General features: G+C 67.8%; 21 protein-coding genes, 1 other RNA gene and 1 pseudogene. 13 read left to right on the forward strand and 10 right to left on the reverse strand.

Translation table 11 applies throughout. The features are described 5' to 3' along the window. Window positions 1-56: 56 nt before the first annotated feature. Window positions 57-755 carry an NnrU family protein gene (locus AB3347_RS21905; RefSeq protein ID WP_369093832.1) on the forward strand — a complete coding sequence of 233 codons (699 nt, stop codon included), beginning with the start codon at window positions 57-59 and terminating at the stop codon, window positions 753-755. A gap of 49 nt (window positions 756-804) precedes the next feature. Here the strand turns inward: AB3347_RS21905 and AB3347_RS21910 are convergent. Then, window positions 805-960, reverse strand: a pseudogene (locus AB3347_RS21910) (IS1595 family transposase); the annotation flags it as partial. 267 nt (window positions 961-1,227) lie between these two features. Between AB3347_RS21910 and AB3347_RS21915 the strand changes: the two are divergent. Continuing rightward, entirely contained in the window at window positions 1,228-1,965 is a 738-nt protein-coding gene (locus tag AB3347_RS21915) for an SIMPL domain-containing protein (RefSeq protein WP_369093833.1), read from the forward strand. An 80-nt stretch (window positions 1,966-2,045) separates the two neighbouring features. Here the strand turns inward: AB3347_RS21915 and AB3347_RS21920 are convergent, their stop codons facing one another. Continuing rightward, complete coding sequence (locus tag AB3347_RS21920) at window positions 2,046-2,354, reverse strand: c-type cytochrome (protein WP_369093834.1); 309 nt, start codon at window positions 2,352-2,354, stop codon at window positions 2,046-2,048. 174 nt (window positions 2,355-2,528) lie between these two features. On the opposite strand from AB3347_RS21920, the gene AB3347_RS21925 reads away from it, so the two are divergent. The 3 genes from AB3347_RS21925 (at window position 2,529) to lgt (ending at window position 4,533) form a co-directional block, all read left to right on the forward strand. Next, on the forward strand, window positions 2,529-2,753 hold the full coding sequence (locus AB3347_RS21925) for a TIGR04438 family Trp-rich protein (RefSeq protein WP_369093835.1): 225 nt from the start codon (window positions 2,529-2,531) through the stop codon (window positions 2,751-2,753). A gap of 78 nt (window positions 2,754-2,831) precedes the next feature. Continuing rightward, window positions 2,832-3,719, forward strand: coding sequence for a LysR family transcriptional regulator (locus AB3347_RS21930; RefSeq protein WP_369093836.1), 888 nt, complete (start codon window positions 2,832-2,834; stop codon window positions 3,717-3,719). Window positions 3,720-3,723: 4 nt separating this feature from the next. Further along, window positions 3,724-4,533, forward strand: a complete 810-nt coding sequence (lgt, locus tag AB3347_RS21935) for a prolipoprotein diacylglyceryl transferase (protein ID WP_369093837.1) — start codon at window positions 3,724-3,726, stop codon at window positions 4,531-4,533. A 12-nt stretch (window positions 4,534-4,545) separates the two neighbouring features. Here lgt and AB3347_RS21940 read toward each other — a convergent pair whose 3' ends face one another. Together AB3347_RS21940 and AB3347_RS21945 are read right to left on the reverse strand one after the other, a co-directional pair. Further along, a complete protein-coding gene (locus AB3347_RS21940) occupies window positions 4,546-6,717 on the reverse strand; it encodes an ATP-binding protein (protein WP_369093838.1) in 2,172 nt (723 codons plus the stop codon). Window positions 6,718-6,799: 82 nt separating this feature from the next. Continuing rightward, window positions 6,800-7,144: a hypothetical protein gene (locus AB3347_RS21945; RefSeq protein WP_369093839.1), complete on the reverse strand. Its 345-nt coding sequence runs from the start codon at window positions 7,142-7,144 to the stop codon at window positions 6,800-6,802. A 79-nt stretch (window positions 7,145-7,223) separates the two neighbouring features. Between AB3347_RS21945 and AB3347_RS21950 the strand changes: the two genes are divergently transcribed. From AB3347_RS21950 to AB3347_RS21960, 3 genes are read left to right on the forward strand one after another with little or no spacing between them, the layout of a single operon-like run. Then, window positions 7,224-8,546, forward strand: a complete 1,323-nt coding sequence (locus tag AB3347_RS21950; RefSeq protein ID WP_369093840.1) for a cytochrome c — start codon at window positions 7,224-7,226, stop codon at window positions 8,544-8,546. After that, the gene (locus AB3347_RS21955) at window positions 8,543-9,031 is read left to right on the forward strand and encodes a (2Fe-2S)-binding protein (protein ID WP_369093841.1); all 489 of its coding nucleotides are present in this window, start codon (window positions 8,543-8,545) and stop codon (window positions 9,029-9,031) included. Before AB3347_RS21950 ends, AB3347_RS21955 begins: the two co-directional genes overlap by 4 nt. Continuing rightward, a complete protein-coding gene (locus AB3347_RS21960; RefSeq protein ID WP_369093842.1) occupies window positions 9,031-11,241 on the forward strand; it encodes a molybdopterin cofactor-binding domain-containing protein in 2,211 nt (736 codons plus the stop codon). Before AB3347_RS21955 ends, AB3347_RS21960 begins: the two co-directional genes overlap by 1 nt. Before the next feature lie 18 nt (window positions 11,242-11,259). Here the strand turns inward: AB3347_RS21960 and AB3347_RS21965 are convergent, their stop codons facing one another. Then, window positions 11,260-12,426, reverse strand: coding sequence for a hypothetical protein (locus AB3347_RS21965; protein ID WP_369093843.1), 1,167 nt, complete (start codon window positions 12,424-12,426; stop codon window positions 11,260-11,262). A 132-nt stretch (window positions 12,427-12,558) separates the two neighbouring features. On the opposite strand from AB3347_RS21965, the gene AB3347_RS21970 reads away from it, so the two are divergent. From AB3347_RS21970 to AB3347_RS21980, 3 genes are all read left to right on the forward strand, one after another. Continuing rightward, the gene (locus tag AB3347_RS21970) at window positions 12,559-13,491 is read left to right on the forward strand and encodes a DUF2167 domain-containing protein (protein WP_369093844.1); all 933 of its coding nucleotides are present in this window, start codon (window positions 12,559-12,561) and stop codon (window positions 13,489-13,491) included. Beyond that, window positions 13,491-14,207, forward strand: coding sequence for a site-2 protease family protein (locus AB3347_RS21975; RefSeq protein WP_369093845.1), 717 nt, complete (start codon window positions 13,491-13,493; stop codon window positions 14,205-14,207). Before AB3347_RS21970 ends, AB3347_RS21975 begins: the two co-directional genes overlap by 1 nt. 111 nt (window positions 14,208-14,318) lie before the next feature. Then, entirely contained in the window at window positions 14,319-14,792 is a 474-nt protein-coding gene (locus AB3347_RS21980; protein WP_369093856.1) for a GNAT family N-acetyltransferase, read from the forward strand. 74 nt (window positions 14,793-14,866) lie between these two features. Here AB3347_RS21980 and AB3347_RS21985 read toward each other — a convergent pair whose 3' ends face one another. The 5 genes from AB3347_RS21985 to AB3347_RS22005 all read right to left on the reverse strand — a co-directional run bounded on the left by AB3347_RS21985 (window position 14,867) and on the right by AB3347_RS22005 (window position 17,004). Then, a complete protein-coding gene (locus AB3347_RS21985) occupies window positions 14,867-15,670 on the reverse strand; it encodes a sulfite exporter TauE/SafE family protein (RefSeq protein ID WP_369093846.1) in 804 nt (267 codons plus the stop codon). Continuing rightward, complete coding sequence (locus tag AB3347_RS21990; protein WP_369093847.1) at window positions 15,670-16,140, reverse strand: EVE domain-containing protein; 471 nt, start codon at window positions 16,138-16,140, stop codon at window positions 15,670-15,672. The genes AB3347_RS21985 and AB3347_RS21990 overlap by 1 nt, the downstream gene beginning before the upstream one ends. Before the next feature lie 69 nt (window positions 16,141-16,209). Beyond that, window positions 16,210-16,390: non-coding RNA, 6S RNA (gene ssrS, locus AB3347_RS21995), on the reverse strand. Between the two features lie 57 nt (window positions 16,391-16,447). Next, window positions 16,448-16,759 (reverse strand): cell division protein ZapA, encoded by a 312-nt coding sequence (locus AB3347_RS22000; RefSeq protein ID WP_369093848.1) that lies wholly within the window; start codon window positions 16,757-16,759, stop codon window positions 16,448-16,450. Then, on the reverse strand, window positions 16,756-17,004 hold the full coding sequence (locus tag AB3347_RS22005) for a hypothetical protein (RefSeq protein ID WP_369093849.1): 249 nt from the start codon (window positions 17,002-17,004) through the stop codon (window positions 16,756-16,758). The genes AB3347_RS22000 and AB3347_RS22005 overlap by 4 nt, the downstream gene beginning before the upstream one ends. Before the next feature lie 374 nt (window positions 17,005-17,378). Between AB3347_RS22005 and groES the strand changes: the two genes are divergently transcribed. Both groES and groL read left to right on the forward strand, forming a co-directional pair. After that, complete coding sequence (gene groES, locus AB3347_RS22010; RefSeq protein WP_369093850.1) at window positions 17,379-17,669, forward strand: co-chaperone GroES; 291 nt, start codon at window positions 17,379-17,381, stop codon at window positions 17,667-17,669. Between the two features lie 62 nt (window positions 17,670-17,731). Next, the gene (gene groL, locus AB3347_RS22015; protein WP_369093851.1) at window positions 17,732-19,378 is read left to right on the forward strand and encodes a chaperonin GroEL; all 1,647 of its coding nucleotides are present in this window, start codon (window positions 17,732-17,734) and stop codon (window positions 19,376-19,378) included. Window positions 19,379-19,606 lie beyond the last annotated feature (228 nt).

Consider the following 19,606-nt stretch of genomic DNA (forward strand, 5'->3'; position numbering starts at 1 on the left):
TCCAGGAAAGGATCTGCTATAGTCGGCGCACCCCGACCGCCACCGAGGAGCCGCTCATGGACGAAGCAATGTTGTTGACAGCATTTTCCGCCGCCTTCGTCGGATCGCATTTCCTCCTGTCCCATCCCTTGCGCCGCCCGCTGGTCGGGGCCCTGGGCGAGAAGGGCTTCCTGGCCCTGTATTCCCTGGTGGCCTTCGCCACTCTTGGTGGAATGGCCTGGGCCTATCCCAGGACCCCGGTCGGCGCGCCGCTGTGGAGCGTCGGCGACGGGATCTGGGCGCTGGCCACGGTGCTGATGCTGGCGGCTTCCGTCATGCTGCTGGGCTCGCTGGTGCGCAACCCGGCCATGCCCGGCGCCGCCAATGCGGCCAGCGCGCAGGCGCGCGGCGTGTACGCCATCACCCGGCATCCGATGCTGTGGGCCTTCGCCATCTGGGGCATGGTGCACATCCTGGTGTATCCGGTGACACGGAATATCATCGTCGCGCTCGCCATCATCGTGCTGTCCCTGGCCGGCGCGGCGCTGCAGGACCGCAAGAAGGCCGCGCTCGATCCGCAGGGCTGGCCGGCCTGGGAAAGGCGCACCAGCTACTGGCCCTTCGCGGCCATCCTCCAGGGCCGGGCGCGCATCGGTGGTTTCTCCGGCTTCGGCGCCCACGCGCTCGGCGGCGGCCTGCTTGTCTGGCTGCTGGCGACCTGGGCGCACATCCCGCTGGCGGGCCGGGCAGCGGGCATCTGGCGCTGGCTGACCTGATCCGGCCTGCGCGCCGCCTCGCCGTCTCGACAACAAATTTTCGGCGCTGTCACCGTTCGCTGTGGGATGCGCCGCCCAGCGCTATCCGCAGCATGCTTTCGGACGAGTCAATGCGTTGCCCGTCGACTGCCCACTGCCAGCCGAGATAGTTGGGCAAGTAGCGTGAAGCAACGCCGTTGAAGCGCGCCAGCCATTGGCGGAAGCGCCGGGAATGGCGTCGCCGACTTCCTGCGCACGCGTATCGCGCCGGTGTTCGCCAGCGCCGCCACGGCATCGGACCGGCGAACCCGGCGCCTCGGCCCAGGCGCTGGAGGACTATTTCTGCGACCTCGACTACCAGCGCTTCCGCGTGTGCATGCCGCGGCCGGCTGTTCTATGACGCAGGCATAACTTGCAGGTAGGCCGGCGGATTTTGTAGACAGTCTTGTCTAGTTAATCTATCTTCGAGGCATTCCCCCAATGGAGTGTCCTCATGCTGAAACGATTCGCCGCCACCCTGCTGCTGGCCGCCACTGCCCTCCCCGGCATGGCGGCCGACCTGCCCAGCCATCCTTTCATCCACGTGAACGCCAGCGCCGAGTTCTACGTGATGCCCGACATCGGCGAAGTCGACCTGGAGATCGTCTCCTACGATCCGGATGCCGACGCCGCCTGGAAGCTCATCAACGAGCAGGTCGAGGCCAGCCGCGCGCTGTTCGCCCAGCATGGCGTCCTGGCCGAGGACCTGCTGGTGCAGGATATCGTGCGCCGCCCGCGCAAGGCCGAGGCCCTGTCCGAGGCCCAGTCGGCGGCCGGCGCGCCGGTGCCGATGGAGACCCGGGTCGCCCTGCACGTCACGGTGCGCGACATCGGCCAGTGGACGCCGCTGCTGCGTGCGCTGCTCGCGACGAAAAACATCGAATCGCTGGCGGTCTCCTTCAACCGCAGCGACCGCGACAAGGTCGAGAGCGATCTGCTCGACCAGGCGCTCGGCACGGCCAGGCGCAAGGCGCAGAACATCGCTCGCGGCGTCGGCGTCAAGCTCGGCGCGGCGACCGGCGTATCGACGGGCGCGCTGAGGAACCTGTCCAACGCCATGGGCATGGCCAGCGATCCGAACGTACGCTATACCGGCGACCGGCGCAGTTCCCCGAAAGCGGACATGGCGCTGGTCCAGTCGATGCGGCTGGCGCAGAGCGTCGACGTGATCTACCGGATCGGCAGTAAATAGGCGCATCGCCCTGCCGTGCTGGACAACAAAAAAGCGCGCCATGCTCACGCAGGCGCGCTTCTTTCATCGCTGGGCAGGGATTACTTCTGCGACAGCACCCATTTCACCAGGCTGCGGGCTTCGGCCTCGCTCACCTGCGGGTTGGCCGGCATCGGTACCGGACCCCAGACGCCCGCGCCGCCCTTCATCACTTTCTGTACCAGCTTGTCCTCGGCGCCTTTCTGGCCCTCGTACTTGGCGGCGACATCCTTGTAGGACGGACCCACCAGCTTGTTGCCCACTGCGTGGCAAGCCATGCAATTCTTGGCTTTCGCCAGATCGGCCTGGGCATAGGCGCCCGTGGACGCGAAGGCCGACATCAGCACACACAACAACAACGAGCGTTTCATTTGTTTCTCCTGGTTTATGACCACTGCATTCTACCGTTAATTTCCATAAGAATCATGGGGGGATACACTCTGTAACGACAGTAACAGCTGCTGTTGACGAATTCCCACAATCATCGAATTTTTTTCCACACAGCAACGATTTTCTTTGTAATATGCATGGTGAAGGAGTCTCCCATGCCGTTGATACTGCTGATCGCCGCCCTGAGCGGCTTGCGCCTGTTCGAAGTCTGGCGCTTCGCCGACCTGTCGTGGTGGACCATCGTCGCCCTGATGGTGTTCGCCTTCGTCTGGTTCGAGTTCATCGAGAAAATACTCGGACTCGACAAGAAAAAAGAGCACAACGTCCTCAACAGCCGCCGCGCAGCGCGCGTGCGCCAGACCTTCGCCAAGCGCCGCTAGGCCAAGACTGCAGGATACACGCCGCAATGTGATATGTTCCGCATATCACTGGATTGAACCTATATACGGCGCGTATCAATGAACCTCGAACTCCGCCAGCTCCGCCACTTCGTCACGGTCGCCGAAGAACTGCACTTCGGCCGCGCCGCCGAGCGCCTGCACATGACCCAGCCGCCGCTGTCGCAGAGCATTGCGGGGCTGGAGGAGCTGCTCGGCGCCCCGCTGTTCCTGCGCAACCGCCGCCAGGTCGCGCTCACCGCCGCCGGCGCCGCCCTGCTGCCGGAAGCGCGCCGCCTGCTGGGCGACGCCGCCGCCCTGCCCGGCCTGGTGCGCCGCGTCGCCGAAGGCAGGGCCGGCCGCCTCACGCTCGCCTTCGTCTCCACCGCCGACTACAGCGTGCTGCCGTCCATCCTGCAGCGCTACCGGGCCGCCTTTCCGGACGTGCAGCTGGTGCTGCGCGAAGCGACCTCCGACCTGCAGGCCGAGGAATTGCTGCAGGGTCGGATCGACGCCGGTTTCGTGATTCCTCCCCTTCCGGGCCAGGCGGGCAGCGCACTCGACTACATGAAGGTGCTGGAAGAGCCCCTGATCCTGTGCGTTCCCGCCGGCCTGCTGCGCGGCGCCGGGCCGGTCTCGCTGCGCGAATTGCCGCCGCTGCCGCTGGTGATCTTCCCGCGCGCGGCGGCGCCGGCGCTGCACGACGCCATCCTCTCGTGCTTCCGCGCGGCCGGCGTCACCCCCGTCATCGGGCAGGAAGCGCTGCAGATGCAGACCATCGTCAGCCTGGTCTCCGGCGGCATGGGATTGGCACTTGTGCCACAATCCGTGTCGAACCTGATGCGCGCCGGCGTAGAATACCGGGCCCTGCTGGACCCAACGCCGCTGACCGAACTGGGGCTGGCCTGGCGCCGCGACCATGCCTCGCCCGTGCTCAGGGGCTTCCTGGAACTACTCGAGAAAGACTGAGAATATGTTGATTCATCCGCAGCCGGATCCCATCGCCTTTGCCATCGGACCGGTGCAGATCCATTGGTATGGCCTGATGTACGTGCTGGCCTTCGCCCTGTTCCTGATCCTGGGGCGCGTGCGTATCCGCCAGCCGCACATCGCGGCGCAGGGCTGGAAGGCAGAGGACCTGGACGACATGCTGTTCTACGGCATGCTCGGGGTGGTGCTGGGCGGGCGCCTGGGCGAAGTGCTGTTCTACCAGCCGCTCTACTTCCTCCAGCACCCACTCGAGATCTTCATGGTCTGGCGCGGCGGCATGTCCTTCCACGGCGGCTTCCTGGGCGTCCTGATCGCCATGGCCCTGTGGGCGCGCAAATCCAAGCGCAACCTGCTCGACGTGTACGACTTCATCGCGCCGATGGTGCCGCTCGGGTATGCCGCCGGCCGCCTCGGCAACTTCATCAACGCCGAGCTGCCGGGCCGCCTGGCCGATCCGAGCCTGCCCTGGGCCATGCTGTGGCCGGGCGTCGAAGGCCCGCGCCATCCGTCGCCGCTGTACCAGATGCTGCTCGACGGGATCGTGGTGTTCCTGATCCTATGGCCCTACGCGCGCAAGCAGCGCCCGCGCCTGGCGGTGGGCGCCATGTTCACCCTGCTGTACGGCTGCGCGCGCTTCACCACCGAGTACTTCCGGGTGCCGGACTGGGAAACCACCGTGCTGGGCATGCCGATCACCTCGGGCCAGGTGCTGTCGCTGCCGATGATCGTCGGCGCCCTGATCATGCTGGCCTGGGCCTACCGCCAGCCGAACGGGCGTGCGGCGCACGCGTAGTCCGCGCGCCGTTCATGACGCGGGCGTGAGCGCCCGCTGTAACTCCTCCAGCGTGGCCGGCTTGGTCAGGTGCAGGTCGAAGCCTGCGCCGAGCGCCTGCGCCACGTCGCCGCGCTGGCCGTAGCCGGTCAGCGCCACCAGGCGCACGCCCGGCTGCTCCTTGCGCAACAGGGCCGCCAGCGCGTAACCGTCCATGTCCGGCAGGCCGATGTCCAGGATCGCGGTATCGGGCGCCTGCCGCCGCGCTTGCTCGACCGCGTCCAGCGCCGTGCCGGCGATGCGCACCGCGTGGCCCAGGTGCTCCAGCACCGCGGCCGTGGCGGCGGCCGCATCGAGGTTGTCGTCCACCAGCAGCACCTGCAGGGCGCGCGCCTGCATGGCGGCCGCGGCATCCGGCGCCGGCGCGGCCGCCGCGCCGAGCGGCAGCACCACCTCGAAGCAGCTGCCCTTGCCCGCCCCTTCGCTGCGGGCCGTGATGGTCCCGCCATGCAGCTCCACGATGCGGCGCACGATCGCCAGGCCCAGCCCGAGCCCGCCCGTATGGCGCGCCAGCGGCTGCGGCGCCTGGAAGAAGGGCTCGAACACGCGCTCCAGCATCGCCTGGTCCATGCCGACGCCGTGGTCGCGCACCGTCAGGCGCGCGCCATGGGCGGCGCCGTCGACGGCCAGCCGCACCTCGGTCGTTCCCTTGCCGAAGCGGGCCGCGTTCGACAGCAGGTTGTTCAGCACCTGGGTCAGGCGGCTCTCGTCGCCGCGCACCCAGACGTCGGGCGGCGCCTGTGCGTCGATCGGCATGCCGGGGAAGGACGCCACCGCATGGCGCACCACCTCGGCCAGGTTGATCGGACGCAGTTCGATGCGCAGCTTGCCGCTGGTGATGCGCGAGACGTCCAGCAGGTCGTCCACCAGGCGCTTCAGGTGGTTGGCCTGGCGGCGCAGGATGGCGCGTTCGCGCTGGCTGGAGCTTTCGTTGCGCAGGTCCATCATGTCGAGCGACGCGACGATGGGGCTGAGCGGATTGCGCAGCTCGTGGCCGAGCATGGCCAGGAATTCGTCCTTGACCTGGCCGGCGGCGCGGCTGTCCTCGAGCGCGCGTTCGAGCGATGCCAGCAACTGCGAGCGCTCGGCCTCGTGGGCGTCGCGCAGGCCGGCGGCGGTGCTCAGGGCCGCGCCCATCTGGTCGATCTCGGTGATGCGCGAGGGCGCTACCGCAACCGGCCCGCCGGCGCCGAGCGCCGCGGTGCCGCGCTGGAGGCTGCGGAACGAGCGCACGATGCGGTTGGACAGCAGGCTCGCCAGCAGCGTGCAGGCCAGCAGCGAGGCCGCCAGGCCGGCCGCGTAGAGCGCCATGCCCTGCATCGAGGCCGGGCCGAGCGCGGCGCTGGGCACGCCGATGGCAACCGCCCATCCATGGCGCGAGCGGCTGAACGCTGTGGCTACCGGCTCGCCTTCCAGGGAGCGGGTCTGGCCCATGGCTTCCTGCCCGGCTTCGCGCATCAGGCGCAGCAGGGCGGCGTGCGGCGGCTTGCCCACCGCCTGCTCCTGGCCTTTCGAGCGCGCCACGATGACGCCGCCGCCGATCACGGCGATGACCGAACTGGGCGGCGCCTTCTGGTGCTCGATCACGCGCAGGATACGGCCCGGCTGGATCACGGCGCTCAGGATGTAGTCGCGGCCGGCGCGGTCGCTGACGGGAATACGCACCGGGAACGCGTAGCGCCCGCCCGGCCCGTGCATGACCCCGCCGGCGATGGGCTGGCGGGTCTCGATCGCGCGGCGCAGGCTGGCAGGATCGGCGACGACGCCGCCTGGGCTATCGAAGGGCTTCCCGGTACGGAACAGGATGCTGCCGTCGGCGTCGGCCAGGATCACGGTCAGCCACTCCGGCTGGGCGGCGGCCTGGGTGCGGGCGATTTCATAAAAGGCGCGCAGGTCGCCGGCCGCCATCTGTGGCGTACGCGCCATGCTGGTGAGGGCAGCCACGGCGCCATCGAGTTCGGCGTCGACGGCGCTCGACAGCGCGCGCGCCAGGTCGAGCAGGTGGCGCTGCTGCTCGCGCTGCTGGTATTCGCCGACCAGGTGCAGGCCCCACACGCCCAGCAGCGCCAGCGGCAGCAGGCCGAGGGCGGTGAGCAGCACCAGCAGGCGCCTGAGCGAAACGGTGGAGCCTCGGCGCAGCAGCATGGAGTGGCCCGGTGTCGAAAAAACGCATTATAGGCGCAAGACCGGCGCCACTGCCGGGGCCGGTCGCCGGCGTTTGCCGCGCTTACTCGAAGTCTTCGGCCAGGTTCTTCCAGCCGCGGCTCTTGGCGAAGGCGGTGAATTCCTCGGGCGCTTCCAGCACGATCAGGCGGCTTTCCTGCAGGCCTGGATCGCTGTGCCCGAAGTCCGGGCCCTTGTAGCCGAGCGCGCGCAGGCGCTCGACGATCTGGCGCAGCAGCACCGGGTCCTTGTAGGCGCCGGGCTCGAGCCTGGCCTTGAAGTCGACGTATACGTCGATGATCCCGTAGCCCTCATCGAAAATGCGGATCGCTTTCACGTCGAGGGTACGGCCGTTGCCGTCCTTGGCCTGGAAGGGGCCGGACAGCTCGATGTCGGAATCGGTAGTCATGGCGCCAGCATACCACCGCCGCGCCGCAATCCGCCCATGGTATCCTCCGTGCGCACACTTCCAGGGAGAGCAGCAGCACATGAAGCGGCCGTCACGCGCGCGCAAGGTCCGATGGTGGCTGGCGCCGGCGGCGCTGGTCGTGCTGGCGCTCGCCGCCTGGGCGCTGGTCCGGCAACCCGCGCTGGAGCGGCAGGCCGCCCCTCCCCGCGTGGACCCCGCCCTGGTGGCGCGCGGCGCCAATCTCGCCAGGCTCGGCCTGTGCGCGTCCTGCCACACCGTCGACCCGGCCCGCCCCTTCGCCGGCGGCCTCGGCCTGCATACGCCTTTCGGCACCGTCTACAGCACCAACATCACGCCGGACGCGCGCACCGGCATCGGCGGCTGGAGTCCGGAGGCGTTCGAGCGCGCCATGCGCCGGGGCGTCTCGCGCGACGGCCGCCTGCTCTACCCGGCCTTCCCCTACAATCACTACACGAAGCTGGCGCAGGACGACATGCGCGCCCTATACGCCTACTTCATGACGCGCCCCGCGCTCGCGGCCCCGGCGCGCGAGAACCGGATGCGCTTCCCCTTCGGCTTCCGGCCGCTGCTGGCGTTCTGGAACCTGCTCTACCTCGACGAATCGCCCTGGAGCCAGGACGCCGGCCAGTCGGCCGCCTGGAACCGCGGCGCCTACGTCGCCGAGGCGCTGGCGCACTGCACGGCATGCCACACGCCGCGCACGCTGCTGGGCGGTCCGGACCTGCAACGCCGGCTCGACGGCGGCGAGGCCGAGGACTGGTATGCGCCGGCGCTGAACGCGAACGCGCCCTCGCCCCTGCCCTGGACGCAGGCCCACCTCGCCGCCTACCTGCGCACCGGCATCGCCCCCGGGCACGCGGTGGCCGCCGGCCCGATGCAGGACGTGGTGGTCCAGCTCGGACAGGCCGATCCGGGCGACGTCGCCGCCCTCGCCACTTACATCCACGGCTTCCTGAAGCAGGCGCCGGCGCGCGCCACCCCGGCGCGGCAGTCCGGCCCGCTGCCGCCGCCGCCGGACCAGGATCCTGACCTGGCGCGCATGCGCCTGGGCTACGAGACCTATGCAATGGCCTGCGCCGCTTGCCACGACGCCGGCCGCGGCGCCGGCCACGGAGGCGCTTCGGGCGCGGCCCTGCAGCTGCAGCAGGCGGTCGCGCTGTACGATCCCGACCCGCGCAGCCTGGTCCACATCATCCGCGACGGCATCGTGCCGCCCGAGGGGGAGCCGGGGCGCTGGATGCCGGGCTTCGGCACGGTGCTGGGCAATGCCCAGGTAACCGCGCTGGCGGCCTACCTGCGCCGCTACGGCGCGCAGGCCGAACCCTGGCCGGACCTGGAAAAAACCGTGGAACGGACGGTGCAGAAAGCGAGGAAGCAATGAGCACCTTTACCCTGCAGGTCAACGGCAAGCCGCACCAGGTCGACGTCGACGCCGACACGCCGCTGCTCTACGTGCTGCGCAACGATTTAAAGCTCAACGGCGCGAAGTTCGGCTGCGGCCTGGGGCAGTGCGGCTCCTGCACCGTGATGCTCGACAAGGAAGCGGTCATGTCCTGCCTGGTGCCGGTGGCGCTGGTCGGTGCGCGCGCCGTGCGCACGGTGGAATCGGGCGGCACCCGCTGGGTGCCGAGCTCGGTGCTGCAGCAGGCCTTCGTCGACGAACAGGCCGCCCAGTGTGGCTACTGCATCGCCGGCATGATCATGCGCGCCACCGCCCTGTTCGAGCAGGTGGCCTCGCCCAGCGACGCCCAGATCCGCGCCTGGATGCAGCCGAACCTGTGCCGCTGCGGCACCCACATGCGCATCCTGCGCGCGGTGCGCCGCGCCGCCGACGTGCTGGCGGCCCAACCGATCCGGAACTACTGATGACGGACAGTACACCCGACCTGCAGCGGCGCCGCCTGCTGGCGGCCGGCGGCGCCCTCACGCTGTCCTTCGCGCTGCCGCTGCGCGCGGCGCCGGCGGCGGCGCTGCCGGGCAGCCTGCAGGAGGCGCCCTGGCTCGACGCCTGGATCCGGGTCGGCGCCGACAACCGCGTCACCGTCTTCACCGGCAAGGTCGAGCTGGGCCAGGGCATCAAGACCGCCCTGCTGCAGGTGGCCGCACACGAGCTGCAGATCGATCCGGGGCGCCTGGTCCTGATCACCGCCGACACCGCACGCACGCCCGACGAGGGCTATACCGCCGGCAGCCACTCGATGCAGGACAGCGCCACCGCGATCCGCCACGCGGCGGCGCAGGTGCGCGCCCTGCTGCACCTGCAGGCCGCGGCGCGCCTGCAGGTGCCTGCCGCTGCGCTGGCGCAGGACAACAGCGTGTTCCGCGCGCCCGATGGGCGCCGCGTCAGCTTCGGCGAGCTGGTGGCGGGCAGCGACCAGCACGTACGCGCCAGCGCCGCGCTGCCGCCCCATGTCGCCAGCGCGGCCAGCGCGCGCCGCTACATCGGCACGCCCCTGCCGCGGGTCGACATCCCGGCCAAGCTGAAGGGACAGCTCGCCTACGTGCAGGACATCCGCATGCCCGCCATGGTGCACGGCCGGGTGGTGCGTCCGCCCTCCCCGCATGCGCGCCTGCTCGGCGTGGACACGGCCGCGGTGGCGAAGCTGGGCGGCGTGCTCGAGGTGGTGCAGGACGGCCGCTTCCTGGGCGTGATCGCCGACGAGGAATACCGCGCGGTGAAGGCCGCCAGGGCGCTGGCGCGCGCGGCGCGCTGGGAAGTGCCGGCCGGGCTGCCGGCCGGGCGCGACACCGCCGCGCTGGTGCGCAGCCTGCCTTCGCAGCCGCAACAGGTGCTGGCGCGCGGCGCGCCGGGTGCGTCCGGCAAGACCCTGCGCGCCAGCTATACCCGTCCCTACCAATTGCACGCCTCGATCGGCCCCTCGTGCGCGATCGCGCTGCTGGACCAGGGGCGCTACACCGTGTGGACGCATTCGCAGGGCGTGTTTCCGCTGCGGCGCGCGCTCGCCGAACTGCTGGGCGCGCCCGAGGAAGCGCTGCGCTGCCTGCACGGCGAGGGCTCCGGCTGCTATGGCCACAACGGCGCCGACGACGTCGCGGCCGACGCCGTGCTGCTGGCGCGCGCCTTCCCCGGCCTGCCGGTGCGGGTGCAGTGGATGCGCGAGGACGAACACGGCTGGGAGCCCTACGGCCCGGCCATGGTGGCGGACGTGGCGGCCACGCTCGACGGCGCCGGCCGCATCGTCGACTGGCAGTACGAGGTCTGGAGCGGCGCCCACGCCGCGCGGCCGGGCCGGGCCGGCAACCTGCTGGCCGCCACCCTGCTGGCGCGCCCCTTCGCGCCGCCGGCGCCCAAGCCGCTGCCGCAGCCGGAAGGCGGCGGCGACCGCAACGCCATCCCCTATTACGTGCTCCCGAACGCGCGCGTGACCCACCGCTTCCAGCCGGCCGGCCCGTTCCGCACCTCGGCGCTGCGCTCGCTCGGCGCCTATTGCAACGTATTCGCGATCGAAAGCTTCATGGACGAGCTGGCGCGCGCCGCCGGCGCCGATCCGGTGGCCTTCCGCCTGCGCCACCTGGCGGATCCGCGCGCGATCGAGGTCGTCAGACTGGCGGCGGCGAAGTTCGGCTGGAACGGCTACCGGAAAGCCGCCCGGCGCGGGCGCGGCTTTGCCTTCGCCCGCTACAAGAACTCGGCCGCCTACTGCGCCGTCGCGCTGGAAGTCGAGGTGGCGCTGGACACCGGCTTCGTGCGCATCCTGCGCGCCGACGCCGCCGTCGACTGCGGCGAGGTGGTGAGCCCCGACGGGGTGCGCAACCAGATCGAGGGCGGCATCGTCCAGTCGGCCAGCTGGACCCTGCTGGAACAGCTGCGCTTCGACGCCAGCCAGGTGACCAGCCAGGACTGGGGAGGCTATCCGATCCTGCGCTTCAACGGGGTGCCGGACCGCGTCACGGTGCACCTGCTGGACCGTCCCGGCCAGCCCTTCCTGGGAACCGGCGAAGCGGCCCAGGGACCGGCCGCCGCGGCGCTGGCCAATGCGGTGGCGGATGCCTGCGGTGCGCGCGTGCGCGACCTGCCGCTGGACCGGGCGCGCATGCGCCGCCTGGCGACCTGAAGCCGGTTCGCGGCCGCTTCAGGCCAGGCGGGTTTCCGGCTGCGCCGCGGCCTGTTGCGCGGCCGGCGCCAGGCCCTGCCGGCTGCTGCGCAGGCTGGCCTCGCGGTCGATCAGGAAGGCCACCAGCAGCACCAGGCCGGTAAAGGTGGTGCTCAGGTTGCGCAGTTCGCCGGTGGCGCAGAAGGCCAGGAACAGCGGCAGGTTGACCACTGCCGATATCGCCAGGTGGCGGCGCACCACGCGCGGCGCCAGCGGCCAGGCGCGCCACAGCACGATGCCGAGCACCGCCAGGGTGCCGACGAAGGCACGCGACGGCCCCACCAGGCCATAGGTGGTCTCGAGCCGGAAATACGGATTGCCGGACAGGTAGGCAGCGATATTCGACATCAGGTGGAACTCCAGTGCGCCGCCGAAGGCTTCCAGGTAGGCCGCCTTGAGCGCCACGTTCATCAGGCCCGCCAGCAGCACCAGCAGGCCCACGGCTGTCCAGGCGGCCCGGCGCGACAGGCGCGGACGCAGCAGCGGATACAGGGCCGGCAGCACGAAGAAGAAGGTTTCCTTGTTCAGGGTCGCCACCAGCACCAGCGCAGCGAGGGCAAGCAGGCGGCCGCGCAGGGCGAGCAGGAAGGCCGTGCTGGCGAACAGCAGTTCGACGGTGTCGTAGAAATAGCCGCCCACGGTCTGCAGGTAGGGAAAACTCAGCGCGAAGGCGGTCGGCGCCAGCACCGCGCCCAGGGGCGAGACATTGAAGTGCAGGAGGATCCGGCGCAGCACGAACAGGCTGCCCAGCAGCGCCAGGAAACTGAGGTAGTAAACGATCGCATAGCGGAAGCGCTCGCTGTGCGTGCTACCCGGGTGGCTCTTGGCGAACACCTCGTCCGGGCGGAAGCGCCTGGCAACGCGCTCCTTCACGCCTTCGGACGCAAGGGCGTCGAGCCGGCGCGCCAGGTCCGGCAGCAGCTGGCGGTAGACGAAGGGCTTGTGCGCCTCGTTCCCGAGCATGGCCGCGACGCCGAAACGCGGATCGCCGTCGCGCAGGCCCCACTTGCCGGCAAAGCCTGAAAAGGCCGCCGCGGCGACGATCCAGAAGAAGGCGAACAGCAGGAAGCCCGCCGCGCTGCGCGACATTGCGCCACCGGTGACAGGAGAGGTGTTGGGGACGAGATGGAAGGATTCTACAGCCATATTGTATGTACGTTATCGAAGCCCGGCCATCTCGTCAATACATCGCTTGCGGCAGTGACAATGCGTGAATTTGGATGGTCGAATTGTCGGTAGCATGGATTCCTTTTGCCGGAAGCTTAAGGGAAACCCGCCATGCAACGACTCCTCACTGCACTCCTGCTTTTCCTCACCCTCGGCGCCGCCGCCGCGCAGGACACCGGCGCCGCTGCACCGGCTCCGCAGCGCACGGCCGAACAGTTCCTGGCCTCGCTCGACTTCCAGCAAGGGAAGATCGCCCTGCCGGGCGGGATCGCCACGCTCGACCTGCCGCCCGCGTTCCGCTACCTGGCGCCGGCCGACACCGCGCGCCTGCTCGAACAGGGCTGGGGCAATCCGCCGGGCGGCGCCACGCTGGGCATGATCGTGCCGGCCGGCGTGAGTCCCCTGAGCGACGAGGGCTGGGGCGTGGTGGTGACCTACGAAAAGGACGGCCACGTCAAGGACGACGATGCCGACAGCATCGACTACCAGGCCCTGCTGAAGGAAATCCAGGAAGGCCTGGTCGAGGAGAACAAGGAGCGCAAGGCCCAGGGCTATCCCGCGATGACGGTGGTGGGCTGGGCCGAGAAGCCGCACTACGACAAGGCCCGGCACAAGCTGTACTGGGCCAAGGAACTGCAAACCGAGGGCGCGCAGGCGAACGGCCTGAACTACAACATCCGCGTGCTGGGACGCGAGGGCGTGCTGGTGCTGAACGCCGTGGCCAGCCTCGACCAGCTCGACCGGATCCGCAGCGAGATGCAGCAGGTGACCGCCTTCAGCAATTTCAACCAGGGCCACCGCTACGCCGACTTCGACGCCAGCACCGACAAGGTCGCGGAATACGGCATCGCGGCCCTGGTGGCGGGCGGCGTCGCCGCCAAGCTGGGCTTCTTCGGCAAGCTGTTGGGACTGCTGGTGGCCTTCAAGAAGCTGATCATCCTGGGCGCCGTCGCCGCCGCTTCCTTCCTGTGGAAGTTCGTGCGTCGCGAACAGCCCGCGCCGGCCGCAGACAAGGTCGACCTGGCCAAGAGCCCGGACGCCTGATGGGCAAGCTGCTTGCAGCGCTGCTGGCGGCCGGCAAGCTCGGGAAGCTGCTGACCACCGGCGGCACCATGCTGCTGTCGATGCTGGTCTACAGCTGGGTGTACGGCTGGCCCTACGCGGTCGGCTTCGTGCTGCTGATCTTCGTGCACGAGATGGGGCATTACGTGGCGGCGCGCCAGCGCGGCCTGCCGGTAGGCGCGCCCACCTTCATCCCCTTCGTGGGCGCCTGGATCGCGATGAAGGAGATGCCGCGCGACGTCGAGACCGAAGCCTACGTCGGCTTCGCCGGCCCGCTGGCCGGCAGCGCCGCCGCCATGGCCTGCTATTTCCTGGCCCGACAGGCCGACGATCATAACGGCAGCCAGTTGCTGCTGGCGCTGGCCTACGCGGGCTGCATGCTGAACCTGTTCAACCTGATCCCGGTGTCGCCTCTCGACGGCGGACGCATCACCGCCATCATCTCGCCCAAGGTCTGGCTGCTCGGCGTGCCGCTGCTGGCGGGCCTGTTCTTCTACCGCCCCAGCCCGATGCTGATCATGATCGCGCTGCTCGCCTACCCACAGCTGAAAGCCGCGATCCGGGGCAGCCCGGACGCGCCCGCGGGGTATTACACCGCCAGCGCCGAGGCTCGGATCAACTACGCCGTGATGTACCTCGGCCTGGCCGCGTTCCTGGCGATCATGAGCTACGAGATCCATGGGATGATCGGGCAATGAAGCCGGCTCCGGGTCGGCCGATCTCGCACCAATACATGGAATCCAGCGCATGAACAAGGCGTTCATTACTTCTGTTCCCTACCTTCACACGGAACGGCTCATGCTTCGCGAATATCGACGGAAGACTTCGACGCGTTCGCAGCGCATGTCGCCGACCCGGTCAGCGCGGCCCATCTGGTTCCGGCCGATCGCCCTGCTGCGTGGCGGATCTTCTGTTCACAGGCAGGACTATGGCTCCTGCATGGCGCCGGATGGTGGGCTGTCGAGGAAAAGGAGACTGGCCGGCCCGTCGGAACGATCGGCGCGTTCTTCCGCGAGGAATCGACCGTGATGGAGCTTGGCTGGAATACCTATCGTGCCTGTTGGGGCCGCGGATTCGCAAACGAAGCGGCGGTGGCAGTCTTGCACCATGCGTTCGAGACCCGGCGCGAACCGAAAGTCCGGGCGCTCATCGCTTCCGCCAATGAATCGTCGCTGCGCGTTGCCAGGCGCCTTGGCCTGGCGTATGAAGCGGAAACCGAGCTATACGGCAAAGCGGTCGGGGTTTATACGCGTGAGCGGGGTAAGGCCGGATTGGAAGGGTGAGAATGGACACTTCCAGGAGAAATCATAGGTGCATAGCGCGTCAGCAAGGACTCATTCCCTACCGGGATCGGTTCCTAGTGCGCCGCCTTCCAGAACATATAGGCCGCCAGCGCATACAGGATCACCGCGAACACCTTCTGCAGCTGGCGCACAGGCATCTTGTGCGCGGTGCGTGCGCCCAGTGGCGCCATGCTCACGCTGGCCAGCACGATGATGGCCAGCGCCGGCAGGTAGATGAAGCCGAGCGCATACTCGGGCAGCCCGGGCTCGCCCCAGCCGAAATAGATGTTCGAGATGGTGCCCGACAGCGCGATCGGGAAGCCCAGCGCCGCGCTGGTGGCGACGGCATTGTGGATGCGCACCCCGCACCAGGTCATGAAGGGCACCGACACGAAGCCGCCGCCGGCGCCGACGATGCCCGACAGGGTGCCGATGAAGCCGCCGGCCGCGAACATGCCCGGCGCCTTCGGCAGTGCGCGCGAGGCGGAGGGCTTCTTCCCGATCAGCATCTGGGTCGCCGAGAAGGCGACGAACACGCCGAAGAAGGCGGCCAGCACCGAGGCGTCCATCTGCTTGCCGATCCAGGGCCCGATCCAGGAGCCGAGCAGGATGCCCGGCGCCAGCAGTTTCACCACCGGCCACAGCACCGCGCCGTGCTGGTGGTGGGCGCGCACCGAGGACAGCGACGTAAACAGGATGGTGGCGAGCGAGGTGGCGATCGCCATGTGGATGGTCAGCTCGGGCGCAATGCCGCGCGCCGTGAAGATCATCGTGATGAAGGGGACCAGTACCATGCCGCCGCCGATGCCGAGCAGCCCGGCCGCAAAGCCGCCGAAGGTGCCCATCGCGAGCAGCGCCAGGATCATGCCGATGTCCATCAGCGCTTCCCTTCGCGCAGGAGGGCGACGATGGCGTTCCACTCGGCCTGGGTCACGGGCGATACCGACAGCCGGCTGCCCTTCTGCAGCAGCACCATGTCTTCCAGCGCCGGCACGGTCCGCAGCTCGCTCAGGGGCAGGTAGCGCCCCGCTTCCACGGCGCGCACGTCGACCGAGATCCAGCGCGGGGTTTCGCGGGTGGCCTTCGGGTCATGGTAGGGCGAGGACGGGTCGAACTGGGTGGCGTCGGGATACGGGCCGCTGGCCACTTCGGCGATGCCGGCCACGCCGGGCACCGCGCAACTGGAGTGATAGAACAGGATGCCGTCGCCCGCCGACATGGCGTCGCGCATGAAGTTGCGCGCCTGGTAGTTGCGCACGCCGAACCAGGACACCGTCTTCTGAGGCGCGGCCAGCACGTCGTCGAAACTGACTTCGTCCGGCTCCGATTTCATCAACCAATAGCGCATCGCTTCCCCATCAAAACCACCGCCAATAAAAAAAGCGGCTGCGTACCGAAGTGCGCAACCGCTCGTGTGTGTAGCCCCGCCTGTGTCGTTATTGCCGGCATCCCGAACCAAAAGGCTCAAGGTGGTCGCAGTCAGCTCAATTTCGGGTTCGTCAGACTAGTGACGCTCGCGCCCACCAAGCATGTCCCACAACCTATGCGAAAGAATGGTTCAAGGAATATATGACAAATCTCGAACACCGCAGGGTAGTGCGCAGTTTACTCTGTTGGCCGAGCATGTCAACCGAATCCGAATCCAATCCCGCTATTCAGGACAGATTTTCCTGCGGCGACAGCGCCTTGTCGAGGACGGTGTGCATCGCTTCCAGCTTCTGCTTGACCTCCAGGATCGACATGTCCGACAGCGGCCCTTGCGGCGATTTGACCGACAGGAATTCGGCCGCCACGCTCAGCGCCGCCATGACCGCGATGCGGTCGGTGCCCTTGACCTTGCCCGAGTCGCGCAGCGCGCACATCTTGCCGTCCAGGTAGCTGACGGCTTCGCGCAGGGTGCGCTCTTCGCCTTCGCGGCAGGCCAGGCGATAGGGCTGGCCCATGATGGAGCAATCCAGGTAGATCATTGGGTGGCCTCGTTCGTTTCGCCGCCGTCGCCGTCTTCCGACGCCGGCGCCTCGGGCGCGGGGAACTGCTCGAGCAGCGCTTCGACGCGGCGCTGGGCCTCGTTCAGGCGCTCCTTGAACGCGATGTTCTCGGCGCTCAGCAGGCTGTTGGCCTGGCGCAGCAGGTAATTCTCGGCACGCAGCGACTGGGTCAGCTGGGCGAGCCGGTCGATTTTGTCTGAGAGGTCTTGAAATTCGGAAATCATTCGACACTATAGGACTGAGATGGTTTTTCCGTCAACCGAATCGCGCCCCCATCCGGGAGGGGAGCGCTCCGGGCCGTAGCATACAGCATCCGTGCGGCGTCCCGGCGCTATCCGGTGTACCCTGCCCGGCCATTGTTCCAATTCCACGGCCGACAGTGTACAACCCATCGATTGGATTGTGTTTTCGCAAAGAAGTCGGTTCGATCCCACACATTCCCGCTTGAAATGGGGTGTTATCGTCCCTATAATCATGTTTGTGTTAGCACTCGTCAGTCGAGAGTGCTAACAAACGGAAGCACCCACTTTCCCAGCCGCCGCGACTGTACGGCGGCTTTGAACAGCTAGTCAAACCACTGAAAAATAAGGAGTTTTGCATGAACCTTCGTCCTCTGCACGATCGCGTAATCGTGAAGCGTCTCGACCAGGAGACCAAGACTGCATCCGGCCTGATCATCCCTGATGCGGCCGCCGAGAAGCCGGACCAGGGCGAAATCCTGGCTGTCGGCAACGGCAAGGTGCAGGAAAATGGCCAGGTTCGTCCGCTGGAAGTGAAGGTCGGTGACCGCGTCCTGTTCGGCAAGTACTCGGGCCAGGCCGTCAAGGTCGATGGCCAGGAACTGCTGGTCATGCGCGAAGAAGACATCATGGCTGTCGTCAGCCAGTAATCGGCCACCAAGCCGCATTCCTCCTGTAATACACATTCACGAATTCATTCGGAGAACAAGAAATGGCAGCTAAAGAAGTAGTATTCGGCGACGCAGCGCGCGCCAAGATGGTCGAAGGCGTCAACATCCTCGCCAACGCAGTCAAAGTCACCCTGGGCCCGAAAGGCCGCAACGTGGTGCTGGAGCGCTCGTTCGGCGCCCCGACCGTCACCAAGGACGGCGTCTCGGTCGCGAAAGAGATCGAACTGAAAGACAAGCTCATGAACATGGGCGCGCAGATGGTCAAGGAAGTCGCTTCGAAGACCAGCGACAACGCCGGTGACGGCACCACCACCGCGACCGTGCTGGCGCAAGCCATCGTCCGCGAAGGCATGAAGTTCGTCGCCGCCGGCATGAACCCGATGGACCTGAAGCGCGGCATCGACAAGGCCGTCGCCGCCACCGTCGAAGAGCTGAAGAAGATCGCCAAGCCGACCACCACCTCGAAAGAGATCGCCCAGGTCGGCGCCATCTCGGCCAACTCGGAAACCTCGATCGGCGAGCGTATTGCCGAGGCGATGGAAAAAGTCGGCAAGGAAGGCGTCATCACCGTCGAAGACGGCAAGTCGCTGAACGACGAGCTGGATATCGTGGAAGGCATGCAGTTCGACCGCGGCTACCTGTCGCCGTACTTCATCAACAACCCGGACAAGCAGGTCGCCGTTCACGAGAACCCGTTCATCCTGCTGTGCGACAAGAAGATCTCGAACATCCGTGACCTGCTGCCGGTGCTGGAGCAAGTTGCGAAAGCCGGCCGTCCGCTGGTGATCGTCGCCGAAGACATCGAAGGCGAAGCACTGGCGACCCTGGTGGTCAACAACATCCGTGGCATCCTGAAGACCGTCGCCGTCAAGGCGCCTGGCTTCGGCGACCGCCGCAAGGCCATGCTGGAAGACATCGCCATCCTGACCGGCGGCCAGGTCATCGCCGAAGAAGTCGGCCTGACCCTGGAAAAGGTCACCCTGAACGAGCTGGGCCAGGCCAAGCGCGTCGAAGTGGGCAAGGAAAACACCATCATCATCGACGGCGCCGGCGCCGCTGAAGCGATCGAAGCACGCGTCAAGATGGTCCGCGTCCAGATCGAAGAAGCGACCTCGGACTACGACCGCGAAAAGCTGCAAGAGCGCGTGGCCAAGCTGGCCGGCGGTGTTGCCGTGATCCGCGTCGGTGCAGCCACCGAAGTCGAGATGAAAGAGAAGAAGGCACGCGTGGAAGACGCGCTGCACGCTACCCGCGCTGCCGTGGAAGAAGGCATCGTCCCGGGCGGCGGCGTGGCCCTGCTGCGCGCACGTTCGAACCTGGACATCAAGGGCGACAACCCTGACCAGGACGCAGGCATCAAGATCGTCCTGCGCGCCATGGAAGAGCCGCTGCGCATGATCGTCCAGAACGCCGGCGACGAGCCGTCGGTCGTGGTGGCAGCCGTCATCGCCGGCACCGGCAACTACGGCTACAACGCCGCCAACGGCACCTACGGCGACATGGTCGAAATGGGCGTGCTGGATCCGGCCAAGGTCACCCGCTCGGCACTGCAGAACGCAGCGTCGATCGCCGGCCTGATGCTGACCACCGACTGCATGGTCTCGGAAGTCGTCGAAGACAAGCCGGCCGGCGGCATGGGCGGCATGGGCGGCATGGGTGGCATGGGCGGCATGGACGGCATGATGTAATAGTCCACGCCCTGTAAGGGAGGCCTGGCGCCGGTCCTTCCGGCGCCGCCCTGCTCAAGAAAGCCTGCAAGCCTAGCCTTGCAGGCTTTTTTATTTTCACCGGGGTCAGGTTGAGGTGGTCCGTGTTTCATGGACATCCAAATAGGGGACAATAAGCCCTGGAAGGATATACATGAAAAAGAAAGAGCTACCGTCAAAGCGGGAGATCGCTCCCGCTTCATCCGCATT

Source organism: Massilia sp. X63 (genome assembly GCF_041023745.1).
Taxonomy (GTDB): domain Bacteria; phylum Pseudomonadota; class Gammaproteobacteria; order Burkholderiales; family Burkholderiaceae_D; genus Telluria.

Bases quoted from the DNA above. Each gene is read 5' to 3' on its own strand.
- lgt (WP_369093837.1), top strand. From the start codon at position 3,724: ATGTTGATTCATCCGCAGCCGGATCCCATCGCCTTTGCCATCGGACCG.
- AB3347_RS21915 (WP_369093833.1), top strand. From the start codon at position 1,228: ATGCTGAAACGATTCGCCGCCACCCTGCTGCTGGCCGCCACTGCCCTC.
- AB3347_RS21905 (WP_369093832.1), top strand. From the start codon at position 57: ATGGACGAAGCAATGTTGTTGACAGCATTTTCCGCCGCCTTCGTCGGA.
- AB3347_RS21960 (WP_369093842.1), top strand. From the start codon at position 9,031: ATGACGGACAGTACACCCGACCTGCAGCGGCGCCGCCTGCTGGCGGCC.
- groL (WP_369093851.1), top strand. From the start codon at position 17,732: ATGGCAGCTAAAGAAGTAGTATTCGGCGACGCAGCGCGCGCCAAGATG.
- AB3347_RS22000 (WP_369093848.1), bottom strand. From the start codon at position 16,759: ATGATCTACCTGGATTGCTCCATCATGGGCCAGCCCTATCGCCTGGCC.
- AB3347_RS21975 (WP_369093845.1), top strand. From the start codon at position 13,491: ATGGGCAAGCTGCTTGCAGCGCTGCTGGCGGCCGGCAAGCTCGGGAAG.
- AB3347_RS21945 (WP_369093839.1), bottom strand. From the start codon at position 7,144: ATGACTACCGATTCCGACATCGAGCTGTCCGGCCCCTTCCAGGCCAAG.
- AB3347_RS21930 (WP_369093836.1), top strand. From the start codon at position 2,832: ATGAACCTCGAACTCCGCCAGCTCCGCCACTTCGTCACGGTCGCCGAA.
- AB3347_RS21925 (WP_369093835.1), top strand. From the start codon at position 2,529: ATGCCGTTGATACTGCTGATCGCCGCCCTGAGCGGCTTGCGCCTGTTC.
- AB3347_RS21920 (WP_369093834.1), bottom strand. From the start codon at position 2,354: ATGAAACGCTCGTTGTTGTTGTGTGTGCTGATGTCGGCCTTCGCGTCC.
- AB3347_RS21985 (WP_369093846.1), bottom strand. From the start codon at position 15,670: ATGGACATCGGCATGATCCTGGCGCTGCTCGCGATGGGCACCTTCGGC.
- AB3347_RS21955 (WP_369093841.1), top strand. From the start codon at position 8,543: ATGAGCACCTTTACCCTGCAGGTCAACGGCAAGCCGCACCAGGTCGAC.
- AB3347_RS21990 (WP_369093847.1), bottom strand. From the start codon at position 16,140: ATGCGCTATTGGTTGATGAAATCGGAGCCGGACGAAGTCAGTTTCGAC.
- AB3347_RS21965 (WP_369093843.1), bottom strand. From the start codon at position 12,426: ATGGCTGTAGAATCCTTCCATCTCGTCCCCAACACCTCTCCTGTCACC.
- groES (WP_369093850.1), top strand. From the start codon at position 17,379: ATGAACCTTCGTCCTCTGCACGATCGCGTAATCGTGAAGCGTCTCGAC.
- AB3347_RS21950 (WP_369093840.1), top strand. From the start codon at position 7,224: ATGAAGCGGCCGTCACGCGCGCGCAAGGTCCGATGGTGGCTGGCGCCG.
- AB3347_RS22005 (WP_369093849.1), bottom strand. From the start codon at position 17,004: ATGATTTCCGAATTTCAAGACCTCTCAGACAAAATCGACCGGCTCGCC.
- AB3347_RS21940 (WP_369093838.1), bottom strand. From the start codon at position 6,717: ATGCTGCTGCGCCGAGGCTCCACCGTTTCGCTCAGGCGCCTGCTGGTG.
- AB3347_RS21970 (WP_369093844.1), top strand. From the start codon at position 12,559: ATGCAACGACTCCTCACTGCACTCCTGCTTTTCCTCACCCTCGGCGCC.